We start from the raw sequence: 16,328 nt of genomic DNA, 5'->3' as shown, positions 1-16,328 counted from the left end.
GTCCGTTCAGGCGAGGTGCGCGCTGCGCAAGGCATCCGCCAAACGTGTATCGCCTGCCGCATCGGGTGCAAGCCCAATCCTCAGCCAGGACGGCGCATAGGCGAATTTCCGCGTCAAAATCCACCCTCGGCAGAGATGCTCGTGCAGATCGGATGCCCGTTTGTGCTCGATCAGGGTGAAAAGCGGCGTGCCACCGATGATCTTCAGCCCGGCCTGCCGCAAGACCACTTCAAGACCTTGCTTGCGCGCCAGAATCAGCGACTGAACCGCCTGGGTGTCGCCGCGCATCAGTTCTGTCGCCATCACCAGGGCCGGTCCCGACACCGCCCAGGGGCCGAGCCATTCCTGGAAGGCCGAAAGAACCGGCTCTGCTGCGATGACAAAACCGAGCCGGAGCCCGGCCAGACCGAAAAATTTGCCAAACGAGCGGAAGACGATGAGATTGTCGTGACCGGCGGCCTGCGCTGCCACACTGAGCTGCGGCTCGGTATCGCCAAATGCTTCATCGACAAGCAGAAGCCCGCCATTGGCCTTCATACGCCGCGCCATATCGAGGATATCCGTTGGCGAGAAGGTCCGTCCGGTCGGATTGTTGGGATTGACCAGAACGGCCAGACCATGATCCGGCGTCAGTTGATCGGGCGTAAAGATTTCGTCGATCGCAAAACCGGCACTGGTAAAGGCTCGCGCATATTCGCCGTAAGTCGGTCCAAAAATGGCGATGCGCCTGCCCGGCGCGACAAGACGCGGCAAGAGCTGGATGACCGATTGAGTGCCGGGAACGGGAAGCGGCAGACTGTCATCGCTGCGATAGTAGCGTGCAGCCGCATTTCGCGCACTGTCCACCAAATAACGATCCGGCAGGCGGTGCCATGCCTGGATCGGAACATCCGGCAACGCGACAGGATTGGGATTGATGCCGGTCGAGAGGTCCAGCCAGTCCTCGGGTCTGCCGCCGAACACCGCCGCAACCTCAGTAACTCCACCACCGTGCATGATCGGCGCAGTCATGCGGAGCGAACCGTGTCGATGAGATGCATGAAGGAGCCGGCGACCTGTCCGCGCCGCAGCCCGGCAGATCCGAGCAGTGTGCCTGCGGCATCGGCCGTATCGAACAGCCGGTCGGCAGCGCCCTCCGACAGGATCGTGGCATAGTGAAATTCATGCGCCATCATCGGACCATCAAAAAAAACGGCATCGAGCGGAGTGACCCGCCGGTAGCCCAGATGCCGCTTGCGCTCGGCAAAACTGGTGGCGAGCGGCAGGAAACCGAGCATTCCGTAGCGCTTGCCATCGGCGGCGACAAGCCCCTCGCCCAGCACCATGTAACCCCCGCATTCGCCGAAAATCCGCGCACCACGATCCCGCGCCGTTGCCATGCCGGATTTGAACTGCCCGGCATCGGCTAGAAGCCCGGCGTGAAGCTCGGGATAGCCGCCCGGTAGATAGACGGCATCGGCATCGGCAGCAGGTGTCTCGTCGGTGAGGGGCGAAAAGAATGTCAGCTCGGCACCGGCGCGCCGCCAGCCAGACAGCAGATGCTCGTAACAAAAGGCAAAGGCGACATCGCGGGCGATGGCGATTTTCTGGCCGAGCGGTTTCAAGGGCGGGACATCGCCCTGCGAACGCGGGAACGGGCTCAACCGTGCAAGGGACAGGATTGCGTCCAGATCACAACCCTTTTCGACCTGCATTGCTGCGTGCTCGATGAAAGCATCCAGCGCACCGTGCTCCCCGGCCTGCACAAGGCCGAGATGGCGTTCCGGCAGCTTCATTGCAGCATCCTGCCGCAAGACGCCCAGCACCGGCATGCCGATCGCATGCAGCGCACCGCGCAGCATCGTTTCGTGGCGGACGCTACCGACCTTGTTGAGAATGACGCCGGACACATGCACATCGTCGCGGTGCATGGCATAGCCGCGCACCAGCGCCCCAACCGATTGCGCCATACGGCCGCAATCGACCACCAGTATGACGGAAAGACCCAGCATCGCGGCGAGATCTGCGGGCGAGCCTGTATCGTCGATCGCACCGTCATAGAGCCCCATCATCGCCTCGATGATCAGCGCCTCGCGGCCCGCAGTCGATAGGACTGCATTGGCGCGAAGCAGCTCCGGACGCATTGCCCATGGATCGTAGTTCAGGCAAATCTTGCCGCTCGCGGCTGTATGGAAAGCCGGGTCGATATAGTCCGGGCCAGCCTTGCCCGGTGCCAGCGGAATTCCACGGTTGCGCAAGGCTCGCATCACTCCGAGCGTCACCGTCGTCTTGCCGGAACCGGACGAAGGCGCCGCGATCAACAAACCGCTCATGCCGGGTCCTTGTAAGTCCGGCTCGACAGCGGATCCGCCGTCAGAACGCGGCCGTCGAGAGCGCCCAGCCAGTCGAGCGACGCCCGCAGGCGCACCACCTCGCCGACAACGACGATGGCCGGTGGTTCAAGCCCGGATGCGATGACATCGGCTTCGGCGCGCGACAGCGTCGTTTCCAAAACCGTCTGTTGCGCCGTCGCGGCATTGCAAACGAAGGCGACGGGTTCGTCCGGTGAGCGGCCGGCAGAAATGAGATTGGAAGCAATCTGGGCGATATGTTTCATCGCCATATACATGACGATCACCGGCGAGCCTTTGGCGATGCCTTCCCAGTGTATCCGGTCGGGAACCAAACCCGAGGAATCATGGCCGGTGAGAAACGTCACCGCGTGATTGACCTCCCGGTGCGTGACCGGAATGCCGGCATAGGCCAGCCCGCCGATACCTGCGGTAATGCCCGGCACGATGCGGAACGGGATGCCATGTTCGACCAGCGTCAAAGCCTCCTCGCCGCCACGGCCGAAGACGAAGGGATCGCCGCCCTTCAGCCGCAGCACGCGCTTGCCCTGGCGGGCCAGCTCGACCAGCCGCAGCGAAATATCACGCTGTTTCGGCGACGGCTTGCCGCCGCGTTTTCCGGCGAATTCCAGTATGGCGCCCGACTTGGCCAGGCTCAGGCAATCGGCATTCACCAGCGCATCATGGACAATGATATCGGCTTGGCGCAGCGCATTCGCGGCATGCAGGGTCAGCAACCCTGGATCACCGGGACCGGCACCGACCAGCCAGACCGAGCCCGGCGCCAGTTCGGGCAGACCGGAAAACAACGTGTCGGTCATGGCGCGGCTCCCAATACCATGGACATAGGCAGCCTTGATTCCAGATATGAAGATACGGATTCATTTTGCCAGCGTCCAACGGCAACATCCTGACTTGACTCGATAAATTCTCCACGAGCAATGGCAGCAGTCGCATGAGCCGACTTGATCTTCGGAACGATCAGCGCGCCAGACTTGCCTGTCGCAGCCAGGGCCGCCGCTTCCGCCACGCCGTGGCAGCCGGTCAAGGCAAAGACGATGTCCGACGGATTTTGCAGCCGCGGCGACTGCGCCTCCAGCGTACCGGCATCGAAAACCAGGAAGGGAACGGAAAAATGCGTGGCGGCGGCAAGCATCGCCGGTTCCGCCACACGGCTATCAAGTGAAGCAATACCGGTGAGCATGAGGTGATCAATGCCGGCCGTGGCTAGCGCTTGTTCGGCAAGCAGGATCACCTCGTCGCAAGGCGTGCCGCGCTCGCAGCCAAGGCCGAGAACGAGGGGCCTGCGACCTGCCTGTTCGCCGATATCCAGATGCATCACAAAGACGGGCCTCCCAAGCCGCATGATCACGATGCGCCGGGGCCTTCGACAGCCAAAGGCTTCGAAGCGGTCTGGACAGCACCGGATGAAGCCCCCTGACTGGGTCGGCCGCACCGGACGCTCTTTCAGCCCACCGTGATGGGCACCGTCGCACGTCCTCCTGTTTACCGGAGGCCACCTGCCCGGTCAAACCGGATTGCGTCATTCGCGCCGCAGCCCGCGCCATACAAACGATTACGCGCTCATTGGCAGCGGACGCCTACTGAGCCACAGCGTGACCTCACTTAAACCTCAATTGACGCCCACGGCTGGCTGAGGTGCCCACCAAAGACGCGTACGCTTGCGGCACCGCATTCCGCATTGGAATATTTCTGACGATGACGAGCACCAGCCGCTCCTTGCCATCGCGATACCAATCAAAATGAGTGACGTCACGAGCCACAGGATTTTGTGCGTTCGGCGCGCGGGCATTTAATACAACAGCATCGATCGTTCGCGGCCTGCCGCCGGTCAGATGCAGGAGGACTGCCCATGATGTTTTTCAAGAAAAAACCTGCCCTGATCAAGGTTCTCGCCGCGACGACACCAAAGGCGGTGCGCAAGACGGCTGAGATCATGATCAAGACGACCAGAAAGCCCGACAGCGACGGTCAGCATCGCCACATGCTGCGCACCGTCGAAGACAACCGGATTCTGTGAGATCCGGCCTTCGTATTTTCATAGTTTAAGGTATATCGCTTCATGGCATTGACGTTTCCCAACACCAGCCGCAGTTATGACGAAACCGCCAGACGCGTCCGCTTTCTCGGCCATGACGGCATGTTCGAAGTAAAATTCTTCGTTGAAATCGGCGCCCTTCCCAAGATCGTCTCGCGTGCCCCGAGCGAGGCCGATTGCCTTGCAGCCTTCGATGCGGCGCGCAACGCGGTGCATGATATTGCCCGCAAGGCCTATGGGCGCGACCGTCGCGACAGCTACGTGCTGACCGAGGCACATTTCAAATAGGGCACAAACCCGTCATGATTTTCAGGAAGGGCCAGCGTGGTCCTTTCGGCGGCCTTTGCATTTCCGGCAAACCTCTGACACACAGTGGCTGAATTTTCATCCGCTCTGGCTGTCCGAGTCTCCCCGTGCACGATCTTGCTCCCCATCTCCTCGCCTTCCTGTTTGCAGCCGCTTTCCTTGCCGGTTTCATAGATTCCATCGCCGGTGGCGGCGGCATGATCACCATACCGGCCATGCTGATCGCCGGCATTCCGCCGCTCGAAACACTGGGCACCAACAAGCTGCAGTCGCTGTTCGGATCGGGCTCCGCCAGCATCGCCTATGCGCGGCGCGGCCATGTCAACCTTGTCGAACAATTGCCGATGGCGGCGCTTGCCATGATTGGCGGCGCGCTGGGTGCTGCGCTGGCGACGATCGTTCCCGGCGACGTTCTCAAGACGGTGCTGCCGTTCTTCCTGATCGCCATCGCGCTCTATTTCGGTCTCAAGCCGAACATCAGCGACGTCGATCAGACACGCCGGATGACACCCTTCCTTTTCGGCCTCATCTTCGTTCCGCTGATCGGCTTCTATGACGGCGTCTTCGGCCCGGGCACCGGCTCTTTCTTCATGCTGGGCTTCGTGACACTGGCCGGTTTCGGCGTCTTGAAGGCGACGGCGCACACGAAATTCCTGAATTTCGGCTCGAATGTCGGCGGCTTCATCGTGTTCGGGCTGTACGGCGTGATCCTTTGGAAGGTCGGCCTTGTGATGGGCGTCGGCCAATTTGTCGGCGCGCAGGTCGGCTCACGCTTTGCGATGAAGAACGGCGCCAAGATCATCAAGCCGCTTCTGGTCGTCACCTGCATCGCACTGGCGATCAAGCTCCTGGCAGATCCGGGCCACCCGGTCCGGATCTGGCTTGGCTGGTAAAAGCAGAGCCGCTTAGAATTCGACTCCGACCTGCGCCTTGATGCCGGAGCGGAAGGGATGCTTGATCAGCTCCATCTCGGTGACGAGGTCGGCAGCCTCGATCAATTCTTCCTTGGCGTTGCGGCCGGTCAGCACGACGTGGGTCATGTGCGGCTTTTCTTCCTTCAGGAACCGCACCACTTCGGCAACATCGATATAGTCATAGCGCAGCGCGATATTGATCTCGTCGAGTAGAACCATGGAATTGCGTTCGTCGCGGATCAGTTCCTTGGCCTTCTCCCAGGCTTTTTGCGCCATTGCGATATCGCGCGAACGGTCCTGCGTTTCCCAGGTAAAACCTTCGCCCAGCGTGTAGAACTGGCAGACATCGCCAAAATGCTTCTCGATCAGGTCGCGCTCGCCGGTTTCCCAGGCGCCCTTGATAAACTGGACGACGGCTGACGGCATGCCATGGGCGATGTGACGGAAGATCATCCCGAAACCGGCCGTCGATTTGCCCTTGCCCTTGCCGGTATTGACGATGATCAGGCCCTTCTGGTCCGTCTTCGTCGCCATGATCTTTTCGCGCGCGGTCTTCTTCTTCGCCATCTTCATGGCGTGGCGTGCCTCATCGTGGACTGGGCCGGTCTCGGTTGTCTGTACGTCGTCTTCACTCATTGTGTGTCCTCTGCGAATTCGTTTGTTTTTGTCATTGGCGAAGCGCCGTTACTCGGCCGCCGTCGAAAGCCCCTGCAACTCGAACCGGGCCGAGTTGGAGCGCGGCGACCAGAGGCCGCGGTCGATCGCCTCCATCAGCTTGTCGGTCATTTCGCGCAGCGCATCCGGGTTCTTGTCCTCCATGAACCGGCGGACGCGCTCGTCCATCACATAGGCCTGGTAGACCGCCTCGAAATGATGGCTGCGAACAGCGCCGGTCGTTGCCGCGAAGGCAAACATGTAGTCGACCGTGGCGGCGATCTCGAAGGCGCCCTTGTAGCCGTGGCGCATGACGCCCTCGATCCATTTCGGATTGACGACGCGGCCGCGCACCACCCGGCCAATCTCTTCTTCCAGCGAGCGGATCACCGGCTTTTCCGGACGCGAATGGTCATTGTGATAGATCGTCGGGCGCGTGCCGGCCATCTGCTCGACGGCCAGGCTCATGCCGCCTTCGAACTGGTAGTAGTCGTCGCTGTCGAGCAGGTCGTGCTCGCGGTTGTCCTGGTTCTGGACGACGGCTTCGACGGTCTTCAGCTGCGCTTCGAGAAGCCCGCGCTCGGCGTTGCCGTCTTCCCCAGCCCCATAGGCATAGCTTCCCCAGGTGAGATAGGCGTCGGCAAGATCGGCGCGATTGTCCCAGCCGCCCTCATCCATCAGTGCCTGCAACCCGGCCCCGTAGGCGCCGGGCTTCGCCCCGAAGACACGGTAGGAGGCGCGCCGTGATGCTTCCTTCGGCGCAACGCCGGCAGCCGCCAGCCGTTTGGTTTCCGCCCGCATGCGGGCGGCAATCATATTGTCGGCATCATCCTCTTCGAGCCCGCCAACGGCGCGGATCGCCGTATCGAACAGGGCGATCTGCTCGGGAAAGGCATCGCGGAAAAAGCCGGAAATGCGCAAGGTGACATCGACGCGCGGTCGGCCGAGCACCGCCAGCGGCACGATCTCATAGCCGGTGACGCGGCGCGACATCATATCCCAGACCGGCTTGGTGCCGATCAGCGCCATCGCCTGGGCGATATCGTCGCCGCCCGTGCGCATGTTCGATGTGCCCCAGGCGGTGAGCCCGAACGATGTCGGCCAGTCACCGTGATCCTGCAGATAGCGGCGGATCAACAGCTCGGCCGATTTCTTGCCGAGTTCGAACGCCGCAGGCGTCGGCACGGCCCGGCTGTCGACCGAATAAAAGTTGCGCCCCGTCGGCAACACATCCGGCCGCCCGCGCGTCGGCGCACCGGAGGGGCCGGGAGCGACAAAACGGCCGTCGAGACCGGTCATCAGGGCGGCGATTTCGGCGGGGCCGGATTGGACAATGGAGGGTTTGAGGCGGGTTTCGATCTCGTGAAGAACGGCCCGGGTGGCAATCCAGTCATCCGGGCACGGCAATTCGCCCGAGACGAACCGGGCGGCCAGCAGCTCGATGCGCTCGACGGTGTCGCCGGCAGTGCGCCACGGGGCGTCCGAGACTTCGGCAAGGATGGCCGGCTTGGGGCCAAGCCAACCATCTGAGAGGACGCAGTCGAGGGGGTCGAAAGAACGCTCCTGATTGATCTCGCCCCTTGTGGGGGAGATCAATGTGGAAAATCTCAGGCCCGCATCCGCCGCGATCGCCCGCTGCAGGCTCTGGTCGCCGCCCTCGCTCTGCCCGCGTGGCACTCTTGCCAGGGCAACCGTCAGATCCGTCAGCAAGCGGCCTTCCGGCGCCACGCCAAAGATATGCAGGCCATCGCGGATCTGCAGCTCTTTGAGATCGCAGAGATAGGCATCGAGCTTTTCGAGCGCCTTGTCCTCGCCGTCCGTGCCGGCAATACCGGCATCATGATCAAGGCCGATATCGCGCACCAGTTCGAGGATCTGCTTGCTGAGCAGCCTGAGACGCCGCGGATCACCGCCGGCCGCGTCATAATATTCGTCGACCAGCGCTTCCAGGTCTTTCATCGGACCATAGGATTCGGCCCGCGTCAGCGGCGGCGTCAGGTGGTCGATGATGACGGCGCTGGTGCGGCGCTTGGCCTGCGTTCCCTCGCCCGGATCGTTGACGATGAACGGATAGAGATGCGGCATCGGGCCAAAGACAGCTTCCGGATAGCAGGTCTCCGACAGCGCCAGCGACTTGCCCGGCAGCCATTCGAGATTGCCGTGCTTGCCCATATGGACGATGGCATGAGCGCCGTATTCACGGCGGAGGTACGCATAGAAAGCCAGATAACCATGCGGCGGCACGAGATCCGGCGAATGATAGGTTTCCTTCGGATCGATATTGTAGCCGCGTGACGGCTGAATGCCGACCAGTGTTTTTCCAAAGCGCGTGAGCGGCAAGGCGAACTGGCCATCGCGGAAGAACGGATCGCTTTGCGGTTCGCCCCATCGGCCGGTGACTTCAGCCTGAATCTGAACGGGAAGGGACGCAAAGAAGGTGTTGTATTGATTCAACGAAAGCGTTTCGCGGATCTGACAATCCGCCCGTACCGAATTGGTCGGGCCGTCCATCAGGTGGCGGATCAGCGCGTCGCCGTCGGTAGGGATGGAATCGATGCCGTAGCCTTCGGTGGCCATCGCCTTCATCACTTCGATCGTCCCGGCCGGTGTATCGAGGCCGACGCCATTGCCAAGCCGCCCGTCGCGATTGGGATAGTTCGCCATGATGATCGCCACGCGGCGCTCAGCCGGTGCCGCTTGACGCAACCTCGCCCAGTTTGCCGCAAGCTTGGCCGCAAAGGCGACGCGGTCAGCGAGAGGCTCGTGGCCGACGATATTGGCCTCGACATCGGTGTCATAGACAGCCGCTGCCTTGAACGAGACGGCCCGCGACAGGATGCGGCCATCGACTTCCGGCAGCGCCACGTTCATCGCCAGATCGCGAGCCATCAGGCCCTGCGGCGAGGATTCCCATGCGGCCCGCGACGAGCCGGAAAAGATCACCTGAAGGACCGGCGCATCGGAAAATTCAAGCACGGTCGACTTACGGTCGGCGCCGGGCGCGGAAACAGCAAACCCCGTCGCATTCATCACCACTGTGGGCGGTACCTCACCGAAGATCGCCTGTAGCGTGCCGATCGACACGGCATCCTTGAGGCTGGACACGAACACCGGCAGCACTGTCAAACCTTCGGCACTGAGCGCTTCGATCAGGGCTTCGACAGGTTTTGTTTCGCCGCTTTGGACCAGCGCACGGTAGAAGCAGAGGGCGACTGTCGGGGGTTCGAGTCCCTCTCCCGCTACCGGCTTCAAATGGGAGGGGATGCTCTTGTTTCCCGGAAGCATACCCCCCTCTGCCCTATCGGGCATCTCCCCCTCAAGGGGGGAGATCGCTGGTGACAGCTCTCGCTCCTTCAGTAAATTCGCCGCAACAGTAAAAGCTGCCGGCTCGTCCGGGTGCGGCAGGCCATTCTCCCCCCTTGAGGGGGAGATGTCAGCAGCGCTGACAGAGGGGGAAATCTCGCCGAAAGCAGCAAACCCAGCGGCCTTTTTCCAAGCCTCGACCCCGATCACACCCTGCCCCGGCCACCAGATCCCCGCCTTCATCAGCGGTGCTGCCGATTCCGGTTTTTCCGCGCCGTCGATCAGCGCCTCGGCATAGCGCAGCAGCCGCGCCATGTTGTCGGCGCCGCCTTCGGTGAAATAGGCCCACATGCGGTTGCGGTCTTCCGCAGAGACGGTCGAGAACGGCTCCAACCCGGGATCGGGCTTGTCGCAGCCCGGCAGCACGGCAATCTGGAATTTATGGGTGACGGCGGCTGCATGCAGCGCCTCCAGCACATATTGAAAATAGCTGGCGCCGCCGAGTGGGCGAACGATGATCAGCTTGGCATGACGCGCCGTGCGCTCGACATAGGTATCGACCGACATCGGGTGCTTGAGCGTCAGAAGGCTTGCCACCCGCAGGCTCGACTTTCCTCCACGCGTGCGGTGCGCGCCAGCAATCGACGAAAGCTCGGTATCCGCTGCCGACAGGAACAGGATATCGGCTGGTGATTGACCGAGATCGATCGCTTCCTCGCCGTCGGTAATCGTGCCTTTCTGAGCTAGGAGGAGATGCATGGTATTCCCCAAAGGCAGCGATACCCCCCTCTGTCACTCCGTGACATCTCCCCCACAAGGGGGAAGATCGGGGCCGCGCGGTGCCGGGACGCTTGCACCAAGAAATTTGAGCGCGAGGCAGCCACAGCTGATCTCCCCCCTTGTGGGGGAGATGTCCGCCAGGACAGAGGGGGGTACGCCGCGCTCACCATTGTCAAACCGCCGCAGCGATCGCAGCACGCACGGCCGCTTCATCCATGTCGTGCAGGCCGATGACGACCAGGCGCGTGCGGCGCACTTCGCCGGCAGCCCAGGGGCGGTCGAAATACTGGTCAATGCGGGCGCCGACGCCCTGGATCAAAAGGCGCATCGGCTTGCCGGGAATATCGGCAAAGCCCTTCAGGCGCAGCACGTCGTGCTCTGCGATGATCCGCTTCAGCTTTTCGATGAAACTGGCGGGATCGGTAATGGACCCCAGTTCAACGATGAAGCTGTCGAATTCGTCATGGCTATGCTCCTCGCCGGCCTCATGCTGCATCTCGTGATGGGATTTACGGTTGGCGATGTCGCTTTCGGTGCCGACACCAAGGCCGAGCAGGACGGCGGCGGAAACCTCGCCGTTCTTCGCCTCGATCATCGTCGGCTTGCGGTGGGTGCGCGAAGAGACCTCGTTGCGGACAAAGGCAAGGCCGGTCGAATCGAGCAGGTCGGTCTTGTTGAGGATGATCAGGTCGGCCGCGGTCAGCTGGTCTTCGAACAGTTCCTCGATCGGGCTTTCGTGATCGAGATTGTCGTCGTTGACGCGCAGCGCATCGACCTTGTCATGATCGTCGGCAAACCGTCCGGCCGCAACAGCTGCACTATCGACAACGGTGATGACGCCATCGACGGTGACCTGCGTGCGGATATCCGGCCAGTTGAAGGCTGCGATCAGCGGCTGTGGCAGCGCCAGACCGGACGTTTCGATGATGATATGGTCCGGGCGGCTCTCGCGCTCCAGCAGTTTGGTCATGGTCGGGATGAAATCATCGGCGACGGTGCAGCAGATGCAGCCATTGGTCAGCTCGATGATATCGTCCTCGCTGCACGCTTCGGCGCCGCAGCCCTTCAGGACGTCGCCATCGACGCCAAGATCGCCGAATTCGTTGATGATCAGCGCGATGCGGCGGCCGCCAGCATTCTGCAGGATGTTGCGGATCATCGTCGTCTTGCCGGCACCGAGAAAGCCGGTAATGACGGTCGCCGGGATCTTGCCGTGGACGGCCTTTTCAATAGTCATGGATCAACCCTTCATTTTCAGCGGCAATCCAGCCGCGATGAAATAGACGTCTGCGGATATCTCCGCAACGATTTGGTGCAGCCGGCCGGCATGGTCGCGAAAGTCACGCGCCATCCGGTTTTCCGGCACGATGCCCAGGCCGACCTCGTTCGAAACGAAGACCAGCCGGGCTTTTGCCTGCGGCACATAGGCCGCAAGCCGTTTAAATTCCGCCGCAATATCCCGATGCTCCATCATCAGATTAGTGACCCAGAGCGTCAGGCAATCGATCAGAACGATGCGATCAGGCGCATCGATCGCCTTCAGGCAGCCGGCAAGATCGAGAGGCTCTTCATGGGTCTGCCACTCTGGTCCGCGGCGATCGCGATGCTCGGTAATCCTTGCCTGCATCTCGTCGTCCCAAGCCCTTCCGGTCGCGACGTAATGCATGCGCAGACCCGACGCCGTCACGAGTTTTTCGGCGAAGGTGGATTTGCCGGAACGGGCGCCGCCCAGAACCAGCACGCTGCCTGACTGTATCGATGTCATGAAATGATCCCGGCCTCAGCGCGCGCCGGAAAGAACAAGAATTCTTGGCTCACGAAAACCAGCATTCGCGGCAACGCGAAACAGGCCGTTCCGGGGACGGGATGATAAAGCCATGACAACCTCCGTGCTGGCATCGGGAGTATCTCTCCCTGGGTTGGGCGAACCCCAATCTAAAACGGGGCCCTTGAGGATGGCAGGTCTCCTGGCTCACGGCGCCACGCCCCAAATGGGACGAACGGGTTCGCCTCGCCTTCCCGGAGTGTTTTGCGCCAGATTGCGTTACCGCAATCGACGGGCATCACGAAGAGGTGGACGATTCGTAGATAATAGAGGCGTCCGGCCCCGGCTGATCGTGACGTCACTCCAGTGGCTTTTCCGGTTGGGCCGATCCATGCCGCTGCCGCGAATACGGACAGTCCGGTAACATCGGCTTTCCCGGATGGCGAACCCTGACCGTTCTACAGTCGCGGGGTCGGCTGCGATAAGGACGCCCGGTCTGGGTCCGGCCCGTCGCATTCCCATTTACTCCCGACATGCAAACGGCATATCGGGAACCATCCAATGACCGATGATTAGGCGCTCGCCTGGATCAAGTCAATTGCGGCACTCACTCGCCGCCATGGTTTGGCCCGGCCTCGGCAAGACTAAGCTTGATCTCCCAGACCATGCCTTCTAGAGCAATTCCAGCGGAAGTGCGCAGCGGTTTTGCGTCCGAAATTGCGTAGAAAAAAAGACAGGCCGTTTTCGCAATTCGAAGAAAAGCGGAAATGCCCACGACGGCGCAGAGACAGGATGGCCAGGCAATGAAGCTGAAGATGATTCCGAAACTTAACCTGCGGCGGCTCGGCTATCTCTCGCTGCTTTTCGATCTCGGGCGCATGCGGGCCTTTGCGCGGCGGAGCGAACTCGGCCTGGTCGTCGCGGGCATGATCGTCGGTGTTACGTCGGGTCTTGCCGTCACCGCGATGAGCATCATATCGAGCCGCCTGCACAGCCTGATCTTCGGCATTGCCGATGACGAAAGGCTGAGTTCCAGCAATCTGCAGGGCGAAATTTCCATATTGATCGCGCCGGTGGCCGGTGGGATCATTCTCGGCCTGGTGATGGTCGTTCTGGCGTCGTGGCGCAAGAAGCCGATGGTCGACCCGATCGAGGCGAACGCGCTGCATGGTGGCCGCCTGTCTCTGACCGATAGCATTATCGTTGCGATCCAGAACCTGATCTCCAATGGTTTTGGTGCGTCCGTCGGGCTTGAGGCCGGTTATACGCAGCTCGCATCCGGCATTGCGTCAAAACTCGGCATCTCGCTGCAGCTTCGCCGCTCGGACCTGCGCACCCTGGTCGGCTGCGGCGCCGCCGGTGCCATCGCTGCCGCATTCAATGCACCGTTGACGGGCGCCTTTTATGCCTTCGAGCTGATCATCGGCACCTATACGATCGTGTCGCTGACACCGGTCGTGGTTTCCGCCCTGATCGCAAATCTCGTGGCCAGATGGCTGTATGCGGGCGATTTTACCATCGATGTCGGTCAGTTCGGCGCCGTCGTCCCGGCCGACTATCTGCCGGCATTGTTGCTCGGCTGCCTCTGCGCCGGCATGGGCATTCTTTTGATGAAGGGCGTCTCGCTGATCGAGGGGCTTGCCCGCCGCAGCTCGATCCCTGCTCCCATGCGCCCGGCGCTCGGCGGCATCGTCGTCGGGCTTCTGGCACTGGTATCGCCGCAAGTGCTTTCGGCCGGTCACGGCGCCCTGCATCTCAATCTCGCCAGTTCGCCGGCGATCCCGATGCTGATCGGCCTGTTCCTGATGAAATCACTCGCCTCGGCCGTCTCGATCGGCTCCGGCTTTCGCGGCGGCCTGTTCTTTGCCTCGCTGTTCATGGGCGCGCTGCTCGGCAAGCTGTTTGCTTTTTCCGCGCCCTACATATTTTCCCACGCAACGCTGACGCCAGTCATCTACGCAGTCGTCGGCATGAGTTCGCTGGCGGTCGCCATTATCGGCGGGCCACTGACCATGACATTCCTGGCACTGGAAATCACCGGCGACTTTCCGATCACCGTCCTTGTTCTGGCAGCCGTGATCACCTCATCACTCGTCGTACGGACCACCTTCGGCTACTCATTCGCCACATGGCGTTTTCACCTGCGCGGCGAAAGCATCCGTAGCGCCCATGATGTCGGCTGGATCAGGAACCTGACGGTTGGCCGCCTGATGCGCACCGATGTCCGCACGATCGACATTCAGGCAACGCTGGAGGATTTCCGGAGAGACTTTCCGCTTGGATCGACACAACGGGTCGTCGTCGTCGACGGCGCAAAATATGCCGGCATCATTCAGGTTCCCGAAGTCTATGCCAGCCCCATCGAGGCCAGCGAGGAAAAGCAGGGCCTTTCCGGCTTCATCCGCCTCCCAAACGATTTCCTGCAGCCGAACATGAACGCCAAGCAGGCAGCCGCCTTGTTCGACACCACGGAGAGCGATGGGCTGGCCGTGGTCAACAATCTCATCGAACGGCGCGTCGTTGGCCTGTTGACGGAAAGCCATACGCTGCGCCGTTACAGCGAAGAGCTTGACCGCAGACGCCGCGAGGCATCCGGAGAAATCTAAAAGGGTTCGCTTCGGCTCAGGACATCAGGCTGTCGAGCCAGCGCGGCTCCAGCACGGCTTCCAGCTCGGCTGCGACATCGTCGAGCGCACGGTCAACCGACAGCCGGTAGTTTTCGCCGCCGCCTTCGATGCCGAAACTTTTGAGCAGCGCTGCACGATAGGCGTCGCTGGCAAACAGCCCGTGCAGATAGGTTCCGCTGACCATGCCATCTGCGGAGACCGCTCCATCCGGGCGGCCGTCGATAATCACAGCCGGCCGGGTACAGTCGGCACCGGTGGTACGGCCGAGGTGAATTTCGTAGCCTTCCAGCGCCACATCGTAGATCGCCGAGCGGGCGCGGCTGTTGCGCACCGTCTTCTCCGGCGCCATCTCCGTTTCGACCGCAAGAAGGCCGAGCCCGCGGATCTCACCGACATTGCCTTCGATGCCATGCGGATCGGCAACCCGGTTTCCGAGCATCTGATAGCCGCCGCAGATACCGATGACACGGCCGCCACGCCGCACATGCGCCTGCAGATCACGGTCCCATCCTTGCGCGCGAAAATCGGCGAGATCGGCAATCGTCGCCTTCGATCCCGGAATAACCACCAGACCGGCGTCAGCGGGAATGCGCTCGCCGGCGCGAACAAAAACGAGATCGACCTCGGGTTCGGCAGCCAACGGATCAAGATCATCGAAATTGGCGATGCGCGAAAAAACCGGCACGGCGACCTTCAACGCCCTGCCCGTCCCTCGCGCCAGCTTTTCCAGAACCACGGAATCTTCAGCCGGCAGGCGGGCGGCACTTTTCAGCCAGGGCACGACGCCGAAACAGGACCAGCCGGTAAAACTGCCGACCGCCGCAATCCCATCGTCAAACAGCGACACGTCGCCCCGGAACTTGTTGATGATATAGCCGCTGATCATGGCACGATCTTCGCCGGACAGAATGGTGTGGGTGCCGACCAGCGAGGCGATGACGCCGCCGCGGTCGATGTCGCCAACGAGAACAACCGGAACGTTGGCGCGGGTGGCAAATCCCATATTGGCGATATCGCCGGCGCGCAGGTTGATTTCGGCGGGCGATCCAGCCCCTTCGACGACAACCAAATCGAGGCCTGTCCGCACCATTTCGAAGCTTTCCATGACGGCGCCCATCAGCCTCGGCTTCAAAGCCTGATAATCGCGGCCTCTCGCCTGCCCCGCCACCTTGCCCTGGACGATGATCTGGCTGCCGGTCTCCGACTGGGGTTTCAAGAGAACCGGGTTCATATGCACCGATGATGGAATGCGCGCCGCCATCGATTGCAGCCACTGGGCCCGGCCGATTTCGCCGCCGTCGTCCGAAACCGCTGCATTGTTCGACATGTTCTGCGGCTTGAACGGCGCGACCTTCAGGCCACGATTGGCAGCGATGCGGCAGAGCCCCGCCACGAGTACCGTTTTTCCGACATCCGAGCCGGTTCCCTGGAGCATGATCGTCTTTGTCATGAGGCCTCCTCTAGCATTGCAGCCACCGCAAGAAAAGCCATATTCCGCCGCATTTCCGCCGTGTTTGGCATCCGGTTTTCACGCGATATTTCAGGTCGCTGCAAGGCTTGTATGGGACGCATATCAGACCATCCAAAAAG

14 protein-coding genes and 1 riboswitch are annotated in these 16,328 nt (G+C 61.6%); of the genes, 5 read left to right on the top strand and 9 right to left on the bottom strand.

Annotated elements, in window-relative coordinates; all coding sequences use genetic code 11:
• Nucleotides 1-6: 6 nt before the first annotated feature.
• Genes cobD through ACP7E0_RS29140 form a run of 4 tightly spaced genes read right to left on the bottom strand, consistent with a single transcriptional unit; the run spans nt 7 to nt 3,585 of the window.
• Nucleotides 7-1,011 (bottom strand): threonine-phosphate decarboxylase CobD, encoded by a 1,005-nt coding sequence (gene cobD, locus ACP7E0_RS29155; protein WP_426130157.1) that lies wholly within the window; start codon nt 1,009-1,011, stop codon nt 7-9.
• The gene (locus ACP7E0_RS29150; RefSeq protein ID WP_426130156.1) at nt 1,008-2,312 is read right to left on the bottom strand and encodes a cobyrinate a,c-diamide synthase; all 1,305 of its coding nucleotides are present in this window, start codon (nt 2,310-2,312) and stop codon (nt 1,008-1,010) included. The genes cobD and ACP7E0_RS29150 overlap by 4 nt, the downstream gene beginning before the upstream one ends.
• Nucleotides 2,309-3,151, bottom strand: coding sequence for a uroporphyrinogen-III C-methyltransferase (cobA, locus tag ACP7E0_RS29145; RefSeq protein ID WP_426130154.1), 843 nt, complete (start codon nt 3,149-3,151; stop codon nt 2,309-2,311). Before cobA ends, ACP7E0_RS29150 begins: the two co-directional genes overlap by 4 nt.
• A complete protein-coding gene (locus tag ACP7E0_RS29140) occupies nt 3,148-3,585 on the bottom strand; it encodes a cobalamin biosynthesis protein (protein ID WP_426130207.1) in 438 nt (145 codons plus the stop codon). The genes cobA and ACP7E0_RS29140 overlap by 4 nt, the downstream gene beginning before the upstream one ends.
• On the opposite strand from ACP7E0_RS29140, the gene ACP7E0_RS29135 reads away from it, so the two are divergent.
• The 4 genes from ACP7E0_RS29135 (at nt 3,565) to ACP7E0_RS29120 (ending at nt 5,588) form a co-directional block, all read left to right on the top strand.
• Entirely contained in the window at nt 3,565-3,771 is a 207-nt protein-coding gene (locus ACP7E0_RS29135) for a hypothetical protein (RefSeq protein WP_426130220.1), read from the top strand. The two genes, ACP7E0_RS29140 and ACP7E0_RS29135, sit on opposite strands and share 21 nt — an antisense overlap.
• Before the next feature lie 432 nt (nt 3,772-4,203).
• Complete coding sequence (locus ACP7E0_RS29130) at nt 4,204-4,371, top strand: hypothetical protein (protein WP_426130152.1); 168 nt, start codon at nt 4,204-4,206, stop codon at nt 4,369-4,371.
• Between the two features lie 42 nt (nt 4,372-4,413).
• Nucleotides 4,414-4,677 (top strand): DUF1488 domain-containing protein, encoded by a 264-nt coding sequence (locus ACP7E0_RS29125; protein WP_113247803.1) that lies wholly within the window; start codon nt 4,414-4,416, stop codon nt 4,675-4,677.
• Between the two features lie 125 nt (nt 4,678-4,802).
• Complete coding sequence (locus ACP7E0_RS29120; RefSeq protein ID WP_426130150.1) at nt 4,803-5,588, top strand: TSUP family transporter; 786 nt, start codon at nt 4,803-4,805, stop codon at nt 5,586-5,588.
• Nucleotides 5,589-5,600: 12 nt separating this feature from the next.
• On the opposite strand, the gene cobO is transcribed toward ACP7E0_RS29120, so the two are convergent.
• From cobO to cobU, 4 genes are all read right to left on the bottom strand, one after another.
• Nucleotides 5,601-6,245, bottom strand: a complete 645-nt coding sequence (cobO, locus tag ACP7E0_RS29115; RefSeq protein WP_426130148.1) for a cob(I)yrinic acid a,c-diamide adenosyltransferase — start codon at nt 6,243-6,245, stop codon at nt 5,601-5,603.
• Between the two features lie 48 nt (nt 6,246-6,293).
• Nucleotides 6,294-10,325 carry a cobaltochelatase subunit CobN gene (cobN, locus tag ACP7E0_RS29110; RefSeq protein ID WP_426130146.1) on the bottom strand — a complete coding sequence of 1,344 codons (4,032 nt, stop codon included), beginning with the start codon at nt 10,323-10,325 and terminating at the stop codon, nt 6,294-6,296.
• 193 nt (nt 10,326-10,518) lie between these two features.
• Nucleotides 10,519-11,583, bottom strand: a complete 1,065-nt coding sequence (cobW, locus tag ACP7E0_RS29105; protein ID WP_426130144.1) for a cobalamin biosynthesis protein CobW — start codon at nt 11,581-11,583, stop codon at nt 10,519-10,521.
• A 3-nt stretch (nt 11,584-11,586) separates the two neighbouring features.
• Entirely contained in the window at nt 11,587-12,111 is a 525-nt protein-coding gene (gene cobU, locus ACP7E0_RS29100; protein WP_426130142.1) for a bifunctional adenosylcobinamide kinase/adenosylcobinamide-phosphate guanylyltransferase, read from the bottom strand.
• A gap of 175 nt (nt 12,112-12,286) precedes the next feature.
• Nucleotides 12,287-12,685, bottom strand: a riboswitch (cobalamin riboswitch).
• Nucleotides 12,686-12,926: 241 nt separating this feature from the next.
• Between cobU and ACP7E0_RS29095 the strand changes: the two genes are divergently transcribed.
• Nucleotides 12,927-14,717, top strand: a complete 1,791-nt coding sequence (locus ACP7E0_RS29095) for a chloride channel protein (RefSeq protein ID WP_426130206.1) — start codon at nt 12,927-12,929, stop codon at nt 14,715-14,717.
• 16 nt (nt 14,718-14,733) lie between these two features.
• Here the strand turns inward: ACP7E0_RS29095 and ACP7E0_RS29090 are convergent, their stop codons facing one another.
• Entirely contained in the window at nt 14,734-16,188 is a 1,455-nt protein-coding gene (locus ACP7E0_RS29090; RefSeq protein ID WP_426130141.1) for a cobyric acid synthase, read from the bottom strand.
• Between the last annotated feature and the right edge of the window lie 140 nt (nt 16,189-16,328).

This window comes from Pararhizobium sp. PWRC1-1 (genome assembly GCF_049897905.1).
In the GTDB taxonomy this organism is placed as follows: Bacteria; Pseudomonadota; Alphaproteobacteria; order Rhizobiales; family Rhizobiaceae; genus Pararhizobium.
The sequence above is the reverse complement of the archived record's forward strand: the minus strand, read 5'-3'. Positions and strand labels throughout refer to the sequence as shown.